At 33.8% G+C, this 19,392-nt stretch carries 22 protein-coding genes; 18 read left to right on the top strand and 4 right to left on the bottom strand.

The features are described 5' to 3' along the window. The 6 genes from J4050_RS04230 to J4050_RS04205 are packed head-to-tail and all read left to right on the top strand — an operon-like array spanning position 1 to position 5,259. Entirely contained in the window at positions 1 to 903 is a 903-nt protein-coding gene (locus tag J4050_RS04230; protein ID WP_208152701.1) for an HlyD family secretion protein, read from the top strand. 17 nt (positions 904 to 920) lie between these two features. Continuing rightward, positions 921 to 1,400, top strand: coding sequence for a hypothetical protein (locus tag J4050_RS04225; protein WP_208152700.1), 480 nt, complete (start codon positions 921 to 923; stop codon positions 1,398 to 1,400). Between the two features lie 2 nt (positions 1,401 to 1,402). After that, entirely contained in the window at positions 1,403 to 2,305 is a 903-nt protein-coding gene (locus J4050_RS04220) for an ABC transporter ATP-binding protein (protein ID WP_208152699.1), read from the top strand. Then, positions 2,305 to 3,033 carry an ABC transporter ATP-binding protein gene (locus J4050_RS04215; protein ID WP_208152761.1) on the top strand — a complete coding sequence of 243 codons (729 nt, stop codon included), beginning with the start codon at positions 2,305 to 2,307 and terminating at the stop codon, positions 3,031 to 3,033. The genes J4050_RS04220 and J4050_RS04215 overlap by 1 nt, the downstream gene beginning before the upstream one ends. Then, complete coding sequence (locus J4050_RS04210; RefSeq protein ID WP_208152698.1) at positions 3,030 to 4,136, top strand: ABC transporter permease; 1,107 nt, start codon at positions 3,030 to 3,032, stop codon at positions 4,134 to 4,136. The genes J4050_RS04215 and J4050_RS04210 overlap by 4 nt, the downstream gene beginning before the upstream one ends. A gap of 1 nt (position 4,137) precedes the next feature. Continuing rightward, entirely contained in the window at positions 4,138 to 5,259 is a 1,122-nt protein-coding gene (locus tag J4050_RS04205; RefSeq protein ID WP_208152697.1) for an ABC transporter permease, read from the top strand. Between the two features lie 103 nt (positions 5,260 to 5,362). Here the strand turns inward: J4050_RS04205 and J4050_RS04200 are convergent, their stop codons facing one another. Continuing rightward, positions 5,363 to 5,794: an RrF2 family transcriptional regulator gene (locus J4050_RS04200; protein ID WP_208152696.1), complete on the bottom strand. Its 432-nt coding sequence runs from the start codon at positions 5,792 to 5,794 to the stop codon at positions 5,363 to 5,365. A 121-nt stretch (positions 5,795 to 5,915) separates the two neighbouring features. Between J4050_RS04200 and J4050_RS04195 the strand changes: the two genes are divergently transcribed. From J4050_RS04195 to J4050_RS04140, 12 genes are all read left to right on the top strand, one after another. Next, positions 5,916 to 6,386: a c-type cytochrome gene (locus J4050_RS04195; RefSeq protein ID WP_208152695.1), complete on the top strand. Its 471-nt coding sequence runs from the start codon at positions 5,916 to 5,918 to the stop codon at positions 6,384 to 6,386. A 30-nt stretch (positions 6,387 to 6,416) separates the two neighbouring features. After that, the gene (locus tag J4050_RS04190) at positions 6,417 to 7,001 is read left to right on the top strand and encodes a fasciclin domain-containing protein (RefSeq protein WP_208152694.1); all 585 of its coding nucleotides are present in this window, start codon (positions 6,417 to 6,419) and stop codon (positions 6,999 to 7,001) included. A 28-nt stretch (positions 7,002 to 7,029) separates the two neighbouring features. Beyond that, positions 7,030 to 8,982 (top strand): Sec-dependent nitrous-oxide reductase, encoded by a 1,953-nt coding sequence (nosZ, locus tag J4050_RS04185; protein ID WP_208152693.1) that lies wholly within the window; start codon positions 7,030 to 7,032, stop codon positions 8,980 to 8,982. 173 nt (positions 8,983 to 9,155) lie between these two features. After that, the gene (locus J4050_RS04180; RefSeq protein WP_208152692.1) at positions 9,156 to 9,773 is read left to right on the top strand and encodes a hypothetical protein; all 618 of its coding nucleotides are present in this window, start codon (positions 9,156 to 9,158) and stop codon (positions 9,771 to 9,773) included. Beyond that, the gene (locus J4050_RS04175; protein ID WP_208152691.1) at positions 9,770 to 10,198 is read left to right on the top strand and encodes a nitrous oxide reductase accessory protein NosL; all 429 of its coding nucleotides are present in this window, start codon (positions 9,770 to 9,772) and stop codon (positions 10,196 to 10,198) included. Before J4050_RS04180 ends, J4050_RS04175 begins: the two co-directional genes overlap by 4 nt. A gap of 9 nt (positions 10,199 to 10,207) precedes the next feature. Further along, positions 10,208 to 11,449, top strand: coding sequence for a nitrous oxide reductase family maturation protein NosD (locus J4050_RS04170; RefSeq protein WP_208152690.1), 1,242 nt, complete (start codon positions 10,208 to 10,210; stop codon positions 11,447 to 11,449). Next, entirely contained in the window at positions 11,443 to 12,150 is a 708-nt protein-coding gene (locus tag J4050_RS04165) for an ABC transporter ATP-binding protein (protein ID WP_208152689.1), read from the top strand. Before J4050_RS04170 ends, J4050_RS04165 begins: the two co-directional genes overlap by 7 nt. Further along, positions 12,143 to 12,925 (top strand): ABC transporter permease, encoded by a 783-nt coding sequence (locus J4050_RS04160; RefSeq protein ID WP_208152688.1) that lies wholly within the window; start codon positions 12,143 to 12,145, stop codon positions 12,923 to 12,925. The genes J4050_RS04165 and J4050_RS04160 overlap by 8 nt, the downstream gene beginning before the upstream one ends. A 2-nt stretch (positions 12,926 to 12,927) precedes the next feature. Next, the gene (locus tag J4050_RS04155; protein WP_208152687.1) at positions 12,928 to 13,353 is read left to right on the top strand and encodes a hypothetical protein; all 426 of its coding nucleotides are present in this window, start codon (positions 12,928 to 12,930) and stop codon (positions 13,351 to 13,353) included. Between the two features lie 54 nt (positions 13,354 to 13,407). Next, positions 13,408 to 13,806, top strand: a complete 399-nt coding sequence (locus J4050_RS04150; protein ID WP_208152686.1) for a hypothetical protein — start codon at positions 13,408 to 13,410, stop codon at positions 13,804 to 13,806. 99 nt (positions 13,807 to 13,905) lie between these two features. Next, positions 13,906 to 14,751 carry a hypothetical protein gene (locus J4050_RS04145; RefSeq protein WP_208152685.1) on the top strand — a complete coding sequence of 282 codons (846 nt, stop codon included), beginning with the start codon at positions 13,906 to 13,908 and terminating at the stop codon, positions 14,749 to 14,751. Between the two features lie 126 nt (positions 14,752 to 14,877). Beyond that, positions 14,878 to 16,878: a TonB-dependent receptor plug domain-containing protein gene (locus tag J4050_RS04140; RefSeq protein WP_208152684.1), complete on the top strand. Its 2,001-nt coding sequence runs from the start codon at positions 14,878 to 14,880 to the stop codon at positions 16,876 to 16,878. A gap of 14 nt (positions 16,879 to 16,892) precedes the next feature. On the opposite strand, the gene J4050_RS04135 is transcribed toward J4050_RS04140, so the two are convergent. From J4050_RS04135 to ric, 3 genes are all read right to left on the bottom strand, one after another. Beyond that, the gene (locus tag J4050_RS04135) at positions 16,893 to 17,357 is read right to left on the bottom strand and encodes a hemerythrin domain-containing protein (RefSeq protein ID WP_208152683.1); all 465 of its coding nucleotides are present in this window, start codon (positions 17,355 to 17,357) and stop codon (positions 16,893 to 16,895) included. Then, positions 17,347 to 18,540, bottom strand: coding sequence for a hypothetical protein (locus tag J4050_RS04130; RefSeq protein ID WP_208152682.1), 1,194 nt, complete (start codon positions 18,538 to 18,540; stop codon positions 17,347 to 17,349). The genes J4050_RS04135 and J4050_RS04130 overlap by 11 nt, the downstream gene beginning before the upstream one ends. Positions 18,541 to 18,651: 111 nt before the next feature. Next, positions 18,652 to 19,383, bottom strand: a complete 732-nt coding sequence (gene ric / locus J4050_RS04125; RefSeq protein ID WP_208152681.1) for an iron-sulfur cluster repair di-iron protein — start codon at positions 19,381 to 19,383, stop codon at positions 18,652 to 18,654. Positions 19,384 to 19,392 lie beyond the last annotated feature (9 nt).

Below are 19,392 nucleotides of genomic sequence, written 5' to 3'. Positions count from 1 at the left end.
ATGAAAAACATAAAGACAATACTAATTACACTAACTGCTATAACTGTATTAATAGCCTGTAGCAATAACGGAGATAAAGCAGATGGCTATGGAAATTTTGAAGCTACCGAAATAACTGTATCTGCTGAAAACACTGGCAAACTAATGACCTTTACTATTGATGAAGGCTCTGTTATAGAATACAATGAACTTATTGGTCATATAGATACGATTCCTCTTCACTTAAAAAAAGAGCAACTTTTCGTACAAAAAGATGTGATTAAAGCAAAGTCCAAAGGTGTTTTGTCTCAGATAAATGTATTACAAGCCAAATTAAAGACCGCCAACACCAATAAAACAAGAATTGAAAATTTAATTAAAGACAATGCTGGAACACAAAAGCAGTTGGATGATATTGACGGTGAAATAGCAGTTTTAAAAAACAGTATTCGCAGTGTTGAAATTCAAAATGCACCAGTGGTAAACGAACTTAAAAACATAGATGTACAGCTTCAACAAGTCAATGACCAAATAACAAAGAGTAGAATACAAAATCCAATAAATGGCACTGTATTGTCAAAATACGTTGAACCCGGTGAAATTGTATCCTTTGGAAAACCACTCTATAAAATTGCTGATTTATCGACTATGGAACTACGGGTTTATGTCAGCGAAACCCAATTGGCCAAAGTAAAGATAGGTGAAGCCGTAACCGTCAAAATCGATGACCAAGATACAATGAAAACGTATGACGGCAAAATTAGCTGGATAGCTTCGGAAGCGGAGTTTACCCCTAAAATCATTCAAACCAAAGAAGAACGAGTTGCCCTGGTCTATGCGGTGAAAGTGCAGGTAAAAAACGATGGCAGTTTAAAAATTGGAATGCCAGCTGAAATGTGGTTAAACACAGAATCAAATCAATAAATATTAAACTTGAAATTATGAATAAAATAATAATCACACTCATTGCAGTATCACTACTTTTTACAGGTTGTAAAGACCAACCCAAAGAAAGTAATGCAACAAAGAAAAATGAAACAGAACACACAGAACAGCATGCTGAAAGCAACGCAGTTGGTAATGACTGGATGCAAGAAATAAAAATGAATAATGGGGCTAAATGGACTGCGAATCCTGAAACAAATGAAGGTGTAGTTAGAATGCAATCCGTTTTAACAACAAGTAACCCAAAAGAATTGAATGATTATCACACCATCGTCAATGCACTTAACAAAGAGAAAAACTATGTCATTAAAGAGTGTACTATGAAAGGACCTTCACACGATAATTTACACGTATGGCTGCTTCCGTTAATAGAAAAAATTGATGCTTTAAAAGAAGCTAACACCTTGGCTGAAGCACAACATATTTATAAGAGCATTGAGCAAAACGTAAATGCTTATGACGATTATTTTGAATAATTATGGGCATCACAATATCCAACATATCAAAATCTTATGGTGAAATAACCGCATTATCAGATATTTCTTTTGATGTAAAACCTGGTGAGCTTTTTGGACTAATAGGTCCCGATGGTGCAGGAAAAACCACCTTGTTCCGCATACTTACCACGCTGTTGATAGCAGATCATGGGCAAGCTACCGTAGCAGGTTATGATGTGCTTAACGATTATAAATCCATTAGAAATAGTGTTGGGTATATGCCTGGGCGTTTTTCACTTTATCAAGATTTGACCGTAGAGGAAAATTTGAATTTTTTCGCTACAATTTTTGGTACGACCATAGAAGAGAACTATGATTTGGTAAAAGACATCTATGTACAAATAGAACCTTTTAAAAATCGTAGAGCAGGCAAACTATCAGGTGGTATGAAACAAAAGCTTGCCTTAAGCTGTGCGTTGATACACAAGCCGAAAGTCCTTTTTCTGGATGAGCCTACAACTGGAGTGGACCCCGTATCGAGAAAGGAATTTTGGGAAATGCTCAAACGGTTACAGAAAAAAGGAATAACCATTTTGGTATCAACACCGTATATGGATGAAGCTGCCTTATGTGACCGCATCGCATTAATTCAAGATGGTAACATCCTTGAAATAGATACGCCAAACGCAATTGTTAGCCACTTTCCAAAACCGTTATACAACATCAGTGCCCACAATATGTACAACCTCATTGAGAGTTTAACTAATTACGAGCACACCTACAGTATTTTTCCTTTTGGGGAGTTCGTACACTATACCGACAAGCGTCACCCTATAGATAAGGCAAGTTTGAAAACCTATCTGGAATTTCAAGGTCTTACAGATATTAAAATTGAAAAAACCCAACCTACCATAGAGGACACTTTTATGGAATTAGCCAAATGATGAAAGATAATAACGTTATACAAGTAGAAAATCTATCCAAATTATTTGGAGACTTTGCAGCGGTAAACCAAATAAGTTTTCAGGTAAAGGCAGGGGAAATATTTGGCTTTTTGGGAGCAAATGGTGCTGGTAAAACCACAGCGATGAAAATGCTCATCGGGATTTCTTCCCCTACTTCGGGGAAGGCGACGGTTGCCGGTTTTGATGTTTATAAGGAAACTGAATCTATCAAAAAAAATATTGGGTATATGAGTCAAAAATTTGCCTTGTATGATGACTTGACAGTAAAAGAGAACATCACATTTTTTGGTGGTATTTACGGATTGTCCAAAAAACAAATAGACCAAAAACGATGCGAACTGGTTGAGGAATTGGGGCTTCAAGAAGTTACGAAGAGTCTTGTGGCTTCACTGCCCTTGGGCTGGAAACAGAAGTTAGCGTTTTCGGTTTCTCTATTGCACGAGCCTAAAATCGTTTTTTTAGATGAGCCTACTGGTGGTGTAGACCCTATTACCAGACGTCAATTTTGGGAAATGATTTATAAAGCTGCCCATAATGGGACTACCATTTTTGTAACTACACATTATATGGACGAAGCAGAATATTGCGACCGTGTTTCCATAATGGTGAATGGGAAAATTGAAGCTTTGGACACCCCAAAAAAGCTAAAAGAGCATTATAAAACAGACACAATGAACCATGTGTTTTTAAAACTCGCCAGAGGATGAAACGATTTGTAGGTTTTGTAAGAAAAGAGTTTTATCACATATTCCGTGATAAACGTTCCCTATTTATATTATTCGGAATGCCCATAGCCCAAATATTGTTGTTTGGTTTCGCCATTACCAATGAAATTAACAACGTGGATATAGGCATTTTAGACCAGGCCAATGATGTTACTTCCAAAGAAATCATCAATAAAATATCTGCTTCAAAGCATTTCAGTATTGTAGATATCATACATCAGGAGTCATCCATAGAATCCATATTCAAAAAAGGAAAGGTAAAGGCCGTACTTCAATTTGAAAACAACTTTGGAAATAATCTCATTAAAGAAAAACAGGCAAATGTACAAGTACTTACCGATGCTACAGACCCTAATATGGCCAGTACCATCAGCAATTACATTTCTTCAATACTTAAAAAGTATCAGCAAGAATTGAACAAGAATGTTTCCGTTGATTATCAGATTGTACCGCAAAGCAGGATGGTTTATAATGCAGAGTTGAAAAGTGTTTATATGTTCGTTCCCGGTGTGATGACGGTTATTTTGATGTTGGTATCGGCAATGATGACGTCCATATCGATAACCCGTGAAAAAGAACAGGGTACAATGGAAATTTTATTGGTTTCCCCTTTGAAGCCATTTCAGGTCATTATAGGTAAAGTGTTTCCATACATTTTCCTATCTGTTATCAATGCCGTAGTCATCGTCTTGTTGAGCATTTTTGTATTTCATGTGCCTGTTAATGGCAGCTTATTCTTATTAGGGATTGAAAGTGTCCTGTTTATCATCACATCACTTGCTTTGGGTATTTTAATTTCTACCATATCGGCAACACAGCAAACAGCTATGATGATTTCCCTTATGGGCTTAATGTTACCCACCATATTACTATCCGGGTTTATTTTCCCTATTAGCAGTATGCCATTACCGCTTCAGGTTATTAGCAACATCATACCTGCAAAATGGTTTATAATCATTGTAAAAGGCATAATGTTAAAAGGTATTGGAATTGGTTTTGTTTTAAAGGAAACCTTTATTCTTCTTTTAATGACCTTAGTGTTCATTGGTGTAAGTGTGAAGAAATATAAAATTAGACTAGAGTAAGATGAAAATAATACTATACATCATAAAAAAGGAGTTTAAGCAAATCTTTAGAAATAAAGGAATGCTACCCATCATATTTATTTTACCTGTGCTACAATTGGTCATTTTATCAAATGCGGCTACCTACGAAATAAAAAATATACAATTTGGATATGTCGATGCCGATAACAGTAGCATCTCCAGAGGGTTGATAGAACAATTTGAATCTTCGACTTATTTCAATGTTTCAGAAAAGTTTCCCTCTGAAAAGGAGGCTTCCCAAGCAATGCAGGAAGGTACGATTGATGCGTATTTAAATATACCTACCCATTTTGAACGGGATTTACAAAAAGACAAAACAAAAGATATAGGCGTATTTATTGATGCCATTGATGGTTCGGCAGCGGGAGTTATCAATGTTTATATAACCCAAATTATACAGAACTACAACAAAAATATTGTAGCGGATTTGATACAGGTTTCAGATGCTGTACAAAAACCGAAAAATATAGATAGCATTCCCCTATTTTGGTACAACCAGACTTTAAACTACAAAACGTTTATGGTGCCTGGGATTTTGGTTTTGCTTGTAACAATGATTACCCTGTTCTTATCAGGAATGAACATTGTTAGAGAAAAAGAAATTGGTACGCTAGAACAGATAAATGTTACACCCATAAAAAAACATCATTTTATAATTGGGAAGTTATTCCCATTTTGGGTATTGGGCTTAGGATTATTGACCATTGGTTTAATTCTGGCTAAAGTTATTTTTAATGTACCTATGATAGGAAACCTAGGACTTCTTTATGTTTATACCGCCGTTTACATATTAGTGATTTTGGGAATTGGATTGTTCATCTCAAACTTCACCGACACACAACAGCAAGCAATGTTTATTGCTTGGTTTTTTGTAGTAATATTCATATTGATGAGTGGATTGTTCACACCTATTGAAAGTATGCCAAAATGGGCACAAATACTCACTGAATTTAATCCAGTCAAGTACTTTGTGGAAATCATACGAATGGTCATGCTCAAAGGTTCTAGCTTTAACGATGTTTTCCCTTTGGCCATAAAAACATTAGTATATGCTATAGTTATGAATGGCTTGGCTGTCTGGAGTTACAAAAAAACACTATAGTATTAAAAATGTGAAAAAGCATATCTAAAACAAATTCAACTCATTTATGTTTTTTCAGATATCTAAATTTTAATAATGAGAACTTAACTGTTAAAACAAATGATTATAATGGTAGTATAGACTCCCCTCTCATAATATGTTGTCTTAAATCCTTTAGAATTGTCATTTTCAACCTTTCGTTAATCTTGTTTTTCTCATCAAAAACCAAATGATGCAACGAACATGGATTATCACTATTACATTTTTCCAGACTTAATAAACAAGAATTAAGCCTCTCTTCACCATCAACCGTTTCTATGATTTGCATAACTTTTGTTTGCAACTGATCACTGGTTAGATAAAATCCTCCTTTTGGGCCTTTAGTTGAAGATATAATATCTTTTTTGGAAAGAGCTTGCAAAATCTTAGCAATATAGTGTTTAGGCACATTAATAGGTTCAGCAATATCTTTAATCATTATTTTTTGCTCTTCTGAAGAATGTACTGCTAAATATAAAACCGCTTTTATAGCGTACTTAGTTGAATTTGAAAACATAATCTTTAGACTTGTTAATATTGAACAAAAGTAAAAAAGATATTTTTATCTTAAATGTGATTTTTATCATATTTTACTAACAAGCCCCATATTATATTTGCATCATATTAAATCAATAAAAATGAAACAAACACTAAAACTCATTGCACTTATTATTTCATTCACCCTATTTAATTGTGGTGGAAGTGAAAAGAAAGAAGAAGTTTCTTATGGTAAAAAAACACCTGAAGTTAAAGTAAAGGCCTCTGAACGTATAGACCTGAAGAACAAAGGAGTTGGTCCTGTAACATCGGTTGACCTTGCACTCGTCGTAGACCAAGACATGGCTACACACGGTAAGGAGATATACGAAAAAATGTGTACCGCTTGCCATAAAGCAGAAAAAAAATTCATTGGCCCCTCACCTAAAGGGATTTTAAGCCGACGCACACCAGAATGGGTGATGAACATGATTTTGAATCCAGAGCAAATGGTAAAGGAAGATCCTTTGGCCAAAGACTTATTAATGGAATTTAATGGATCGCCCATGGCCAATCAAAACTTGACCAAAGAGGAAGCCAGAGCTGTTCTTGAATATTTTAGAACGCTCTAAATTTCAATAATAACACTAAACAAAAAACCAATGAAAACACTAATCAAATCATTATTATTTTTTGTGCTTTTTGGATGTTTCGTAGCTTGTAATAATGCTACAAAATCATCTGAAAACGCAACAAATGACACTACTACTGATGAAACTTCAACTAAAAAAACAGGACAAGCTTTCATTAAAGATGAAGGAGGTACACCTAACGCATTACAGTTAGCGATTCAGTCAGAAGATCACTCAACATTAGTTGCTGCTGTGCAAGCTGCAGGTGTCGAAAACGCATTGGTAAATGTTGGCCCATTAACAGTATTTGCACCAAATAATGCTGCATTTGCAAAAATTGATGAAGCGACTCTAAATAGCCTTTTAGAACCAGAAAACAAAAGTAAACTCGCTTTTATTTTAACACATCATGTTGCGCCTGCCAACTACCCAGTTGATATGCTAAAAAAGAATGCGCAAAAAGGGCGTAAACTTTATATGGCTTCAGGTAAATACTTGGAAGTTACTGAGAAAGATGGTGACCTCTTTGTAGATGGAGTTAAGATATTAGGTACTGTTAATGTAAGTAACGGTTGGGTGCACGTCACTGAGGATGTCATCTTACCAAGAGAATAAATAAATCAACTAATTAAAACAAAATTATATGAATACAATAGGTAAATATTTGTTGAGTATTACTGCACTTATTTTTATAACAAGTTGCGGTAATAACAACAATTCTAACAATTCTGGCGCTATGTCTTCGAGTAAAGCCGAAAAGGTATATGTAGCACCAGGTGAACATGACGAATACTATGCTTTTATGTCTGGAGGTTATAGCGGTAACTTAACTGTTTATGGCCTACCTAGCGGTAGAATGTTAAAAGAAATCCCTGTATTTTCACAATTTCCAACATCAGGCTATGGTTATTCTGAAGAAACCAAACCGATGTTAAATACGTCTTTCGGATTTGTACCTTGGGGCGACTCTCACCATCCAGATATTTCACAAACTAATGGAGAATTAGATGGACGATGGATTTTTATCAATGAAAATAATACTCCTAGAATAGCACGTATTAGTTTAGAAACTTTTGAAACGGAAGAAATTATTGAATTGCCAAACAGTGCTGGTAACCATGCCTCTTCTTTTGTAACTGAAAATACCGAATATATTGTTGCAGGTACACGTTTTGCAGTTCCTAATCCACAACGCGATATGCCAATTAATGAAATGAAAGGACAATTCAAAGGACCTTTATCATTTGTAAGTATAGCCGATAATGGACGTTTAAATCTTGAATTCCAATTAAACATGCCTGGTTTCAACTACGATTTAGCACATCCAGGTCGTAATAAATCTCATGGTTGGTTTTTCTTTACAAGTTATAATACTGAAGAAGCCAATACATTAATGGAAGTTAACGCTTCACAGAATGATAAAGATTATATCGCAGCTGTGAACTGGCAAAAAATTGCCGAATATGTTAAAAATGGTGGTGGTGAAAAAGTAGCTGGTACATATGCACATAATGTATATGACGAAAAAACACATACAGCGACATCGACAATGAAAGAAGGTGTGATTTCAGTTAATCCAAAAGATGTAGAAGGTGCTGTGTTCTATATTCCTATTCCAAAATCACCTCACGGTTGCGACGTTGACCCGTCTGGTGAGTACATTATTGGTAGTGGTAAATTATCTACAGATTTAAGTGTGTATTCATTCGAAAAAATGTTGACCGCAATAGCAAATAAGGATTTTGTTGACGATTCTTACGGAATACCTGTTTTAAGTTATGAAAACACTATTGCAGGTGTTGTTAAACAGCCAGGACTAGGACCATTACATACTGAGTTTGACGGACAAGGAAATGCTTATACGACATTCTTTATCTCTTCTGAAGTTGTAAAATGGAAATTAGGCACTTGGGAAATATTAGATAGACAACCAACCTTCTACTCAGTTGGTCACCTAATGATACCTGGAGGAAATTCTAGAAAACCATTTGGTAAATACATGGTAGCACTTAACAAAATAACTAAAGACCGTTACTTACCAACGGGACCTGAATTAGAACACTCTGCGCAGTTGTATGATATTTCTGGAGACAAAATGGAATTATTATCAGATTTCCCAACGCATGGAGAACCTCACTATGCCGCAGGAATTAGAGCAGATATCATTAAAGATAAAAGTAAAAAATATTACGAATTATCTGAAAATGAACATCCATATGTGGCTAAGAGCGAAAGTGAAGCTACGGTTACACGAAATGGTAATGAAGTTCATATAAGTATGACCATGATACGTAGTCACTTCTCACCAGATAATATTGAAGGTGTTAAGGTTGGAGATAAAGTATATCTGCACTTAACAAATCTAGAACAAGATTTTGACGTACCGCACGGATTCTCAATAATTGGTGCCAATACATCAGAAATTTTAGTAATGCCAGGACAAACAAAAACCATTGTTTGGGAACCAAAACGCGAAGGTGTTTGGCCATTCTATTGCACTGATTTCTGTTCTGCATTACACCAGGAAATGCAAGGTTATATAAGGGTGTCTGCGGCAAATGCAAACACACCTCTTAAATTCACCTTAGATGAATAAGAGAGTTGAATAGTTTTAGTGTTAAAAATGTTATTTAACTCAATATGGGCGAGTCGTAATAACTCGCCCATTCTTTTAAATTCAAACTCATAAAACATCACTGACCGCATTACTTTATCCTTGAGATGAGTTATTCTGAGATGTTACATATTACTACAATAAAATATTAGCACATGAAATCCGCAAGTATCATAATGATTATAGGCTCAGCTCTATTATTGGGATTATTTGTTTTTCCTTTATGGAGTATTGAGCTAGAAGCTCCACAGTACCCAAATGGTATTGGGATGAATATTCATCTCGATGGACTTCAAGGTAAAGAAAAACACGATTTACAAAATATAGATGGCTTAAATCATTACATAGGCATGAGTAAACTTCCTAAACCAGAAGATATGTGGGAGTTTAGTGTATTCCCAAAAGTCATTGGTGGTATGGCTGCCCTAGGCATTATTATAGGATTGTTAGGTCTGTTTAAAGGTATTTCACCCAAATGGTTTTTAGGTTGGTTAATTCTTATGTGTATATTAGGAGTATTAGGTATGTACGATTTTAATGCATGGATGGTAGATTATGGTACCAACTTAGATCCAAAGGCTATTATGAAAATGACAGATGCAGATGGTAATCCACTAAGTTATAAACCACCTTTATTTGGTACGAGACATATTTTAAATTTCGTAGCAAAATCTTATCCGCATACAGGTGCTTATATGATGGGCTTTGGTATGTTCTTAACCTTTGTTGCTTATTGGTTAGGCAATAAAAAAATGAAATCTATTAAAGCATGAAACGAATAAGCCTTTTACTCATACTATTTACTTTTTTAAGTTGCAGTAAAACACCTGAACCAATTAAATACGGAACAGATATGTGTCACTTTTGTAAAATGACCATCGTCACAAAAACTCATGCTGCTCAAATGGTTACTGGCAAAGGCAAACAATATAAGTTTGATGCTATTGAATGTATGATTAGATTCTTAAATGATAAACAAGAACTTATTTTAGATAGCAACCTATTAATTACGGATTACACCTCACCAGGCACAATGATAAATGCCAAAACCGCGAGCTATGTAATTAGTGAAGCAGTTAGTAGTCCTATGGGAGCCAATCTAACCGGATTTAGTTCTTTCGAGCAAGCCAAAAAAGCAATAAATAATTCATCGGCTGATTATTATGATTGGGATGGTATTTTCAAAAAACTCAACTAAATTAATAGCATGAAACTACTATTTAGTGTTATTCTTTTTATAATCTCAACCAGCTTTGCATCATCACAGACAACTACTGTTTGCAATGCAGGTTGCGATTTTACATCCATTCAAACGGCTGTTGATAGTTCTAAAAGCGGAGATCGTATTTTCATAAAAAAAGGACTCTACAAAGAATCAAACATTATTATTTATAAAAAATCACTTCACATCTCAGGCGAAGAAGGAACGATTATCGATACACAAAATAACGGTTATGGTTTTTCTGTAGAAGCCACAGATATCATCATTAAAAATTTAATTATAAAAAACATTGAGGTTAGTTATACCAAAGAATATGCAGCCATTTTACTATTTAAATCTTATGACTTTGAGATAGAAAATATCACGGTAGAAAACGCATTTTTTGGATTTTTAATTCAGAAATCTAAGGATGGTATTGTACATAACAATACTATTTCTGGAGAAGGAAAAGCCGAAGCAGATTCTGGTAATGCCATACATCTTTGGCACTGCGAAAACATTAGAATTACCAATAACGATGTAAGACGAATGCGCGATGGTATTTATTTAGAATTTGGAAGTAATAGTTATATCTCAGACAACTACTCCACTGAGAATATGCGCTATGGATTGCATTTTATGTTCTCTAATGAAAACACTTATGAGAATAATATTTTTGAAGCAAATGGTGCTGGTGTTGCCGTAATGTTTTCAAAAAAAATTAAAATGTATAATAACATTTTTAAGAAAAATTGGGGAACAGCTTCCTATGGTATCCTTCTCAAGGAAATCAATGATGCCGAATTAAAACACAATATTTTTGAAGATAATACCATTGGTATTAATGCAGATGGTACCAACCGAATTACCTACACTGAAAACACGTTTAAAAATAATGGCTATGCCATAAAAGTGCATGGTGCTTGTTATGATAATATCTATTCAAAAAACAACTTCTTGTATAATTCTTTTGATTTATCCTATTCTGGCAACCTCAACAGCAATAAGTTCGAAAATAACTATTGGAGTAATTACACGGGATATGATTTAGACAAAAATGGCATTGGTGATATCCCTTACAGGCCCGTAAAACTCTTTTCGTATTTGGTAAATCGCACACCCGAAAGTATTGTATTACTACGAAGCCTTTTTATAGATATTATTGATTTTTCAGAAAAAGTATCGCCTGTTTTTACACCCGAAAATCTTATTGACAATAAACCCTTAATGACTGAAGTTACATGGTAGAAATAACCGATTTATATAAAAAATTTGGGAAGAATGATGTACTTAATGGTATCAACTTATCCATTAAAGAAGGTGGTATTTTTGCTGTACTAGGTCCGAATGGTTCAGGTAAGACTACTATTATCAAGACTATATTAGGTATGGTCATTCCAGATAAAGGCAGTATTAAAGTATTTGACACTAACATTAAAAATAATTCGGACTATCGTCATAAAATAGATTATCTGCCACAGATTGCTAATTTTCCCAGCAACCTAAAAGTGAATGAATTAATAAAAATGATTAAGGATCTTAGAGGTAAAACTGACGCAGACCAAAATCTTATAGAAACATTTAAACTAGAACCCTTTCTGAACAAAAAGCTTGGGACATTGTCTGGAGGAACTAAACAAAAAGTCAATATTGTTTTAACCTTTATGTTTAACAGCCCAATAATCATCTTAGATGAACCAACTACAGGCTTAGATCCTATTTCATTAATTAGATTAAAAGAATTAATTCAGAAAGAAAAAGCCAAAGGAAAAACCATTCTTATCACCTCTCATATTATGAGTTTTGTTGAGGAAGTTGCAGATAATATTGTTTTTATTCTCGAAGGAAAAATATACTTCAAAGGCAGTATTGAAGAACTAAAGGCAAAAACCAAACAACAAGATTTTGAACATGCCATTGCTAACATTTTAATCGAAAACCATGCTTAAAATATTAAAATATAGTTTTTTCGATTTAATGCGCAGCAGTTGGAGTTATGTCTATTTTGCATTCTATCTTTTATTAGGCATTGTATTGCTTTTTCTCAATAATGATTTGTCAAAAGCAGTCATTACATTAATGAATGTCATCATTGTATTGGTGCCATTAATTGGTACCATTTTTGGAGTGATGTACTATTATAATTCTAAAGAATTTACAGAACTCTTATTGGCTCAACCACTAAAACGCTCTTCTATTTTTTTAGGTCAGTATTTAGGTGTTGCCATTTCATTATCCATGAGTTTGATTCTCGGTTTAGGATTACCATTTATTGCTTATGGTTTGTTTAAATCTAATGCCATTTGGGACTTTTCACTATTACTCATTGTTGGTATATTTCTAACCTTCATATTTAGTGCCTTAGCTTTTAATATTGCGCTATCTAACGAAAACAAGATTAAAGGCTTTGGTTACGCCATCCTTTTGTGGTTGTTCCTCGCCATTATTTACGACGGGTTGTTTTTAATGTCGCTCATTTTATTTGAAGACTATCCATTAGATAAAGTATCCTTAATAGGCACAATGTTAAACCCAATTGATCTATCGAGAACGCTAATTCTTTTAAAATTGGATATCTCAGCCTTACTAGGATATACAGGAGCGGTATTTAAGCAATTCTTCGGTACTAGTTTTGGCTTAATCGTTTCGTTTTTAGCCTTGACTTTATGGGTAGGATTACCTGTTCTGAGAATTATCTATAAATCAAAGAAAAAAGATTTTTAATCATGAAATACAAAACTTTTCACATTCAGGCACTTCTTATAGCTTTACTGATACTAGGTTGCAAAAATGATAAAATTTCAACATCGGAATCCGTTATAATTCCTGAAGGCTTAGTGCTAAAAAATGATGAAAAGTGGATTGCTAATGAAGAAACACATCTTGGCATGAAACGCATAGATTCTATTCTAAAAAATAACACTTCTTCAGATGGAAAAGTGTTAGGCGATGCCCTATCTAAAGAAACAAGTTATATTATTAAAAGTTGTGATATGAAAGGTGAACCACATGACCAACTTCACTTAATATTAGTTCCTATTTTAGAGGAAATAACCGACTTAAAAGACGTCACTGAAGTGGATAAGTTAGAAAATAAAGTGACCTATTTAAAAGGCTTAGTTAATATTTGTTTTCAATACTTTAAAGCTTAATGTAAGCTGACAAATGTCAGGTAATTTAAGACAAATTTGTCCGATATTCGCATTATGATATTAAAGGTTATTCATAAAATTACAGCACTGTTTCTAACGTTCGTTCTATTAGCGAACAGTATTAACAATGTTGTTATTGTAACTGATTTTGTCATTAATCAAGATTTCATTGCCAAAACACTTTGTATTCAAAAAGAAGAGCAAAAAGGCTGTAATGGTAAATGTCAATTACGAAAAGAACTTGTTCAAAATAATACAGATGGTAATTCTGATGCACCTTCACAAAATAGCAATAGAACACGATTAGATGTCTTTGTGATTTCTGAAATAAATCTAAATACAGACCTTTCAAATAATAACTTACAATCACAACATTTCAATAGTGATTTAAGGTTATTTCAACCTATATCTAAGTTTTACGATTTAGATACGCCACCACCAATTTTAAGTTAATTCTTTTCTGCGTGCATTCCGCACAACTCACTTTGCTATGCGTATAAAACACACATAGAAAGGGAAATTACATCCAATTATTAAACAAATAAGAAAGAAATGAAACTTAAATATATATTACCATTAGTACTTTTAGTACTCGTATTCTCATGCTCTACAGACGATGATGATAATACTAATCCTGTAAACGAAGTCGAAGGTTTATTACTAGTAAAAGAAATTGTTAATGGCAACCAAACCATAGAGCTTTTTAACAAAAAAGGTATGTTTGAAACTGGTTACAATGAAATTAGTATACGTCTAAAAGATAATACAACTGATACTTACTACGAAGATGCTATTTTATCATGGATGCCAATAATGCAAATGCCTACAATGCAACATTCTTGTCCTAAATCAGCAATTACAAAAGCGGATGGAAAAGATACGGTTTACAAAGGCTTTATAATCTACCAAATGACTAATATGGACAGTTCTGGATGGTCATTAACGCTAGACTATACTATTGATGGCATGGACTATTCTCTAACAGAAACCATCAATGTTATGCAATACGAAAACCAAAATGTGGCGAGCTTTATGGCAAGCGATGACTCTAGATATATTTTGGCATTAATCGAACCAAAAGACCCAAGCATTGCTATCAATGAAATGAAAGTTGGTTTATTTAAAATGCAAAATATGATGACATTCCCTGTTGTTGAAGATTATACCATTGCTTTAGATCCACGTATGCCTGGCATGGGAAATCACAGTTCACCGAACAATACAGACCTTACTTATAATAGTGTTGATAATTTTTATTATGGAGATCTATCCTTAACCATGACTGGGTATTGGAAACTGAATCTTAAGTTAATGAATTCTGGTGACGACGTTTTAAAAGGTGAAGATGTCACCGAAGAAAATGAAGCTAGTAGTCTTTACTTAGAATTAGAGTTTTAAAACTTTTCTTACTGTCATTCAGAACGAGGCACGAAGTGAAGAATCTATTAAAATAACTGACTTTTTTTAGATTCTTCGGCTTTGCCTCTGAATGACAAAATCCGTTAAGCGCAAAAAATATTGGCTATGAAGAAGCTAATCACAATAATGCTTTGCATACTCTTTTCATCACTTGGTTTTAGTCAAGAAAAGAAAAACGAGCAAAAAAAAGATACCACAAAGCTCGAAGAAGTCGTTATTAAAACACGACGTAAACTTAGTAGCTACAGGCAAGAAAAAACCTTATCTAGTATAGACGACTATTTAGAAAAGTCTAACAACGTCACCATGATAAAACGTGGTAATTATGCATGGGAACCGACCATAAACAATATGGTAAGTGACCGTTTGGTAGTCACTATTGATGGTATGCAAATTTTTGGTGCTTGTACTGACAAAATGGATCCAATCACGTCTTATGTCGATGTTTCAAATCTTGAAAAAGTAACTGTTGGTTCAGGCCAAGAAGGTACGGAAAATGGACATTGTGTGGGTGGAGGAATCGATTTGCAATTACCAACTTCAAAATTTAACGAATCTGGTCTAAAAACAAGTGCAGATTTAGGCTATGAAACCAACGGCAACTTCATTGCTACGGGTTTAGATCTGGAGTATTCTGGGCAGAAGTTCTTTATTAGCGCTGACGGAATTTTCAGAAAATCTGAAAACTATGACGCTGGTAATAATTTAGAAGTTTTGTATTCTCAATTTCGGAAGTATAATATTTCGTTACAATCGGGTTATAAAATTTCAGAAAATCATAGCGTCGATGCCAATATTATTTATGATAGAGCAACAGATGTTGGCTATCCAGCCTTACCAATGGATGTGTCTTTAGCCGAAGCCCTAATTACATCTTTTACACACAACTATAATCCAGAGGATAAAGCCTTAAAAACGCTTGAAACCAAGTTGTATTTTAATACCATTACACATATTATGGACGACACCAAACGTCCAGATGTACCAATACGCATGGATATGCCTGGCTGGAGTGACACATTCGGATTTTACAGTAAAGCAGATGTTTTAAAAGGACAGCATCATTTTACATTTAACCTCAATGGGTTTTATAACAAATCGCTAGCTGAAATGACCATGTTTTCCAACAATCCTAATGAGCCAGATATGTTTATGTACACATGGCCAGACATTAGAACCTTATACTCTGGTATTTTCGTAAAAGATGATTGGCATTTTGCTGATGGTAAATCATTATCGTCATCGGTGAGATTGGGCTATCACACCAACAGAATTGCAAAAGAAGTTGGTGTTGAAAGTCTTCAAATATTTCATCCCAATATTGACGACCAACAAAGTCGATTTTTAATGAGTCTGGCATCTTCTTATAACATAAAAAAGGAAGATTCAAATATCGCTTTTGGTTTAGGTTATGGCGAACGTGCACCATCGGTGAGCGAAGGCTATGGATTTTTCTTATTCAATAGTTTTGATAATTACGACTATATCGGAAATCCCAATTTAAAAAATGAAAAAGCACTCGAAGCTAACTTTAATTTCTCAAAAACTTATGATAAGTTTAAAATTGGTTTAGAATCTTCTTATTTCTATATCATGGATTACATCATAGGCGATATTGCACAAAATGTAAGTTCTATGACCATTGGTGCCAATGGAGTCCGTGTATATACTGCCTTAGATAACGCTTCAATTTTTGATGTGTATGTAAATAGTAGTTATACTATTTCTGATAGATTTTCAGTAAACGGAACTGTAGGTTACAACTACGGCAGAGGTAGCAATAGTGAAAATCTACCATTAATTAGACCATTTTCTTACTTCGCTGAATTAAATTATAATAAACCCAAGTTTAATGCTTCCTTACAACTCGATGGTAACGGTAACCAAAGTAATTACAGTAGTTTTTATGGCGAAAATGAAACCGCTTCTTATGCTATTTTAAATCTTAATTTGGGCAATGCCTTTTATGGCGAAAAAGGAAGAACCATTTTAAAATACGGCATAGAAAATATTTTAGATGCCAACTATTCCACCTATGCAGATTGGAATAATATTCCGAGACAAGGACGTAATTTTTACATCAATATATCTTATGTGTTTCCTTGAAATGTTTATGAATATTACTTTACCCAAAATACATCTGTCGTATTCTCAACAAAAGATTCAGAATTATGAATTTTTTCAATATGAAGAAATTCTGCCTCTGATGCTACGTTCTGAATTTCAGGAAAGAGTACACGTTCTTCAAATCTAATATGTTGTTCTAATTGGTCTTCAATATGTTGCAAGGTTACGGTGTCATCATTATTTTTTTCAAACAATTGTATTATGCTTTTGTGTTCTGTCAAGGCACGTTTTACCAATTCGTGGTCGTTCCCTAAAACAGGAAAAATGTGTGTTTCTTCTATTTCAAAATGCGGAATTAAATGGGTTTTGTAAAACCAACTGGCATACGTCCTAATGCGTATTGGTGCTATATGATATCGAAAACCCATTCTAATTTTATAACACAATAACAACCCAAAATGATGCTCTCTGCTTAATGGTTGCAATGCTTTATGTCTTTTTAAAGGTTTAAGTGGCATACGTTTTTTGTTTAATACTATCGAATAAAATAAAACCAATCCCTAGAGGCAATAAAATGCTAAATAAAAACAATAGTAGATAATACTGTGGAAAAATTCCACTTTTAAAATAATACTTAATACCTTGTATTAACAGCAATAATTCTGTTAACGCAAAGCCTAATACAAAACTATAGATTCCAAAAGTTAATGATTTTGAAACCGTAACCAAATCACTTTTCAAAATAAAAGCAAATAAAAATCCAGTAATAACACCAAGCATTAATAAATGGATAAAGCCAATAATAAAATTGCGATGCTCATAAACCACTTGCGAAAATTCAGTTAAAATAGAAAGTGACTGAAATATCACTTTTAAGAGAAAACAAATTAGCGTAAAAACGTACATATAAAATACCAGTTTGTTTTTCTGATTAGCTAGAGTATTGAATTTCGGTTTTAAAACTTGAAAGAATTTATACAACACTAAAATTTGAGTTACAACACCAAAACCATTAATCCATAATAAACTATCATGAGGTGCAAACCATTGAATTGGCAATGCAAAGGTTAATACAGTTGATGTTATTAAAAACCAGAAAAACTGTCTGAATATTTTAGAGTTTTGAATATTTAAAAGATGAAAAAAGACCGCTAAAGCAGCTATTAAAAACCAGCCATTAAACTGAAAATGCAAAAAGAATTGTATCGCTATTTGATAAAACGCCGAAGTCTGACCAAGTGTTGCTACTGCTGGGCCTAAGCACCAAACACCAAATGTAGATACAACCATAAATAGCAACGCTGTTTTTAACAACTTTTGACTTACACTTGATGTGATTTTATAATGTTTCCAAATCAAATACACAAAGTAATAACTACAAAAAATATGTAAGGTTGAAAACGAAATGGAAATAGCAGCATACCCTTGAAACGGGAAACTCAGCATCATACCAACAACGGCAAATTCGGTTAACCAAAACAACCGATTGAAAACCTTGAGTTTCTCGGGCACAAAATAATGCACAAAAAGAACATACAACATTAAGTACACCCAACCCAACATCGCTACATGAGAATGCGCGTGCGTTAAAAACCTATAATTAATACCAATAGAGTCTATAAACGAAAAACGCAACGCCAAGCCCATTAGCGCAGCAATAAAGAAATTAATTAAACAGACTATGACTAATTTTTTTGGCATCTTTTAAATTGATGAAGTAGAAATGTAATGAATTAAGATAAAAATCCTGAAATGTTTAGGGGAACATTTCAGGATTAAACTACAGGTTAAAGAGTAAATAAAGGGTTGCTATTAATCAAATTGTGTTTCTAAGGCTATAGCTTTAGGGAATAAAATATTATTTTCTAGGTGAATGTGTAAATGCAAGTCTTTTTCAAATTCTTCTAGCATAGCAAAGGCTACTTTATACGTATTACAAGCATCAGCTGGTGGATTGTAATTGTCTGTTAATTCTGCAATGTCTCTAAAACGTTGGCCTTCATTATCGTGTTCTTCCTTCATCATAGCAATTGGATTTTCTACAGTGCCAAATTGCGGTGATTGGATTGCTTCATTTTTTAATTTAGCACTAACCATTCTTTTTACAAACGGAAAAAGGATAAGTTCTTCTTTTTTCATATGTGATGCTAATTCGCCTGCCGAAGCTGTAAATAGCTCGTTTATTTTAAACAACTCTGGATGACGCTCGCCATGCACACGACATAATTTGTTTAAAAACTGAAGTAACACAGGTATTTTTTCTTCTACATATCTGTGGTGTTTTTTCTCAATATATTCTGCCAACAAGTCTAGTGGCCAAGACTTATAGTCAATACTTTCGCCTGTTTTAGCATTAAAAACGTCATTTAGTTCTGCTATAAGCACAGCTTCATCAATTCCTTTTTTTTCGCAGGCTTCGGCGACTGTTCTATTACCATTGCAGCAAAAATCAATTTTGTATTTAGAAAAAATAGCTGCAGTTCTAAAATCGTCTGCAACATACTGTCCTATTTCTTTTTCGGTGTTTTTTTGTAATACTTCCATATTTATAAT

It is taken from the genome of Winogradskyella pelagia (assembly GCF_017581965.1).
GTDB lineage: Bacteria > Bacteroidota > Bacteroidia > Flavobacteriales > Flavobacteriaceae > Winogradskyella > Winogradskyella pelagia.
Note: the sequence above shows the minus strand (reverse complement) of the source record. Positions and strands in the feature narration are given on the sequence as shown.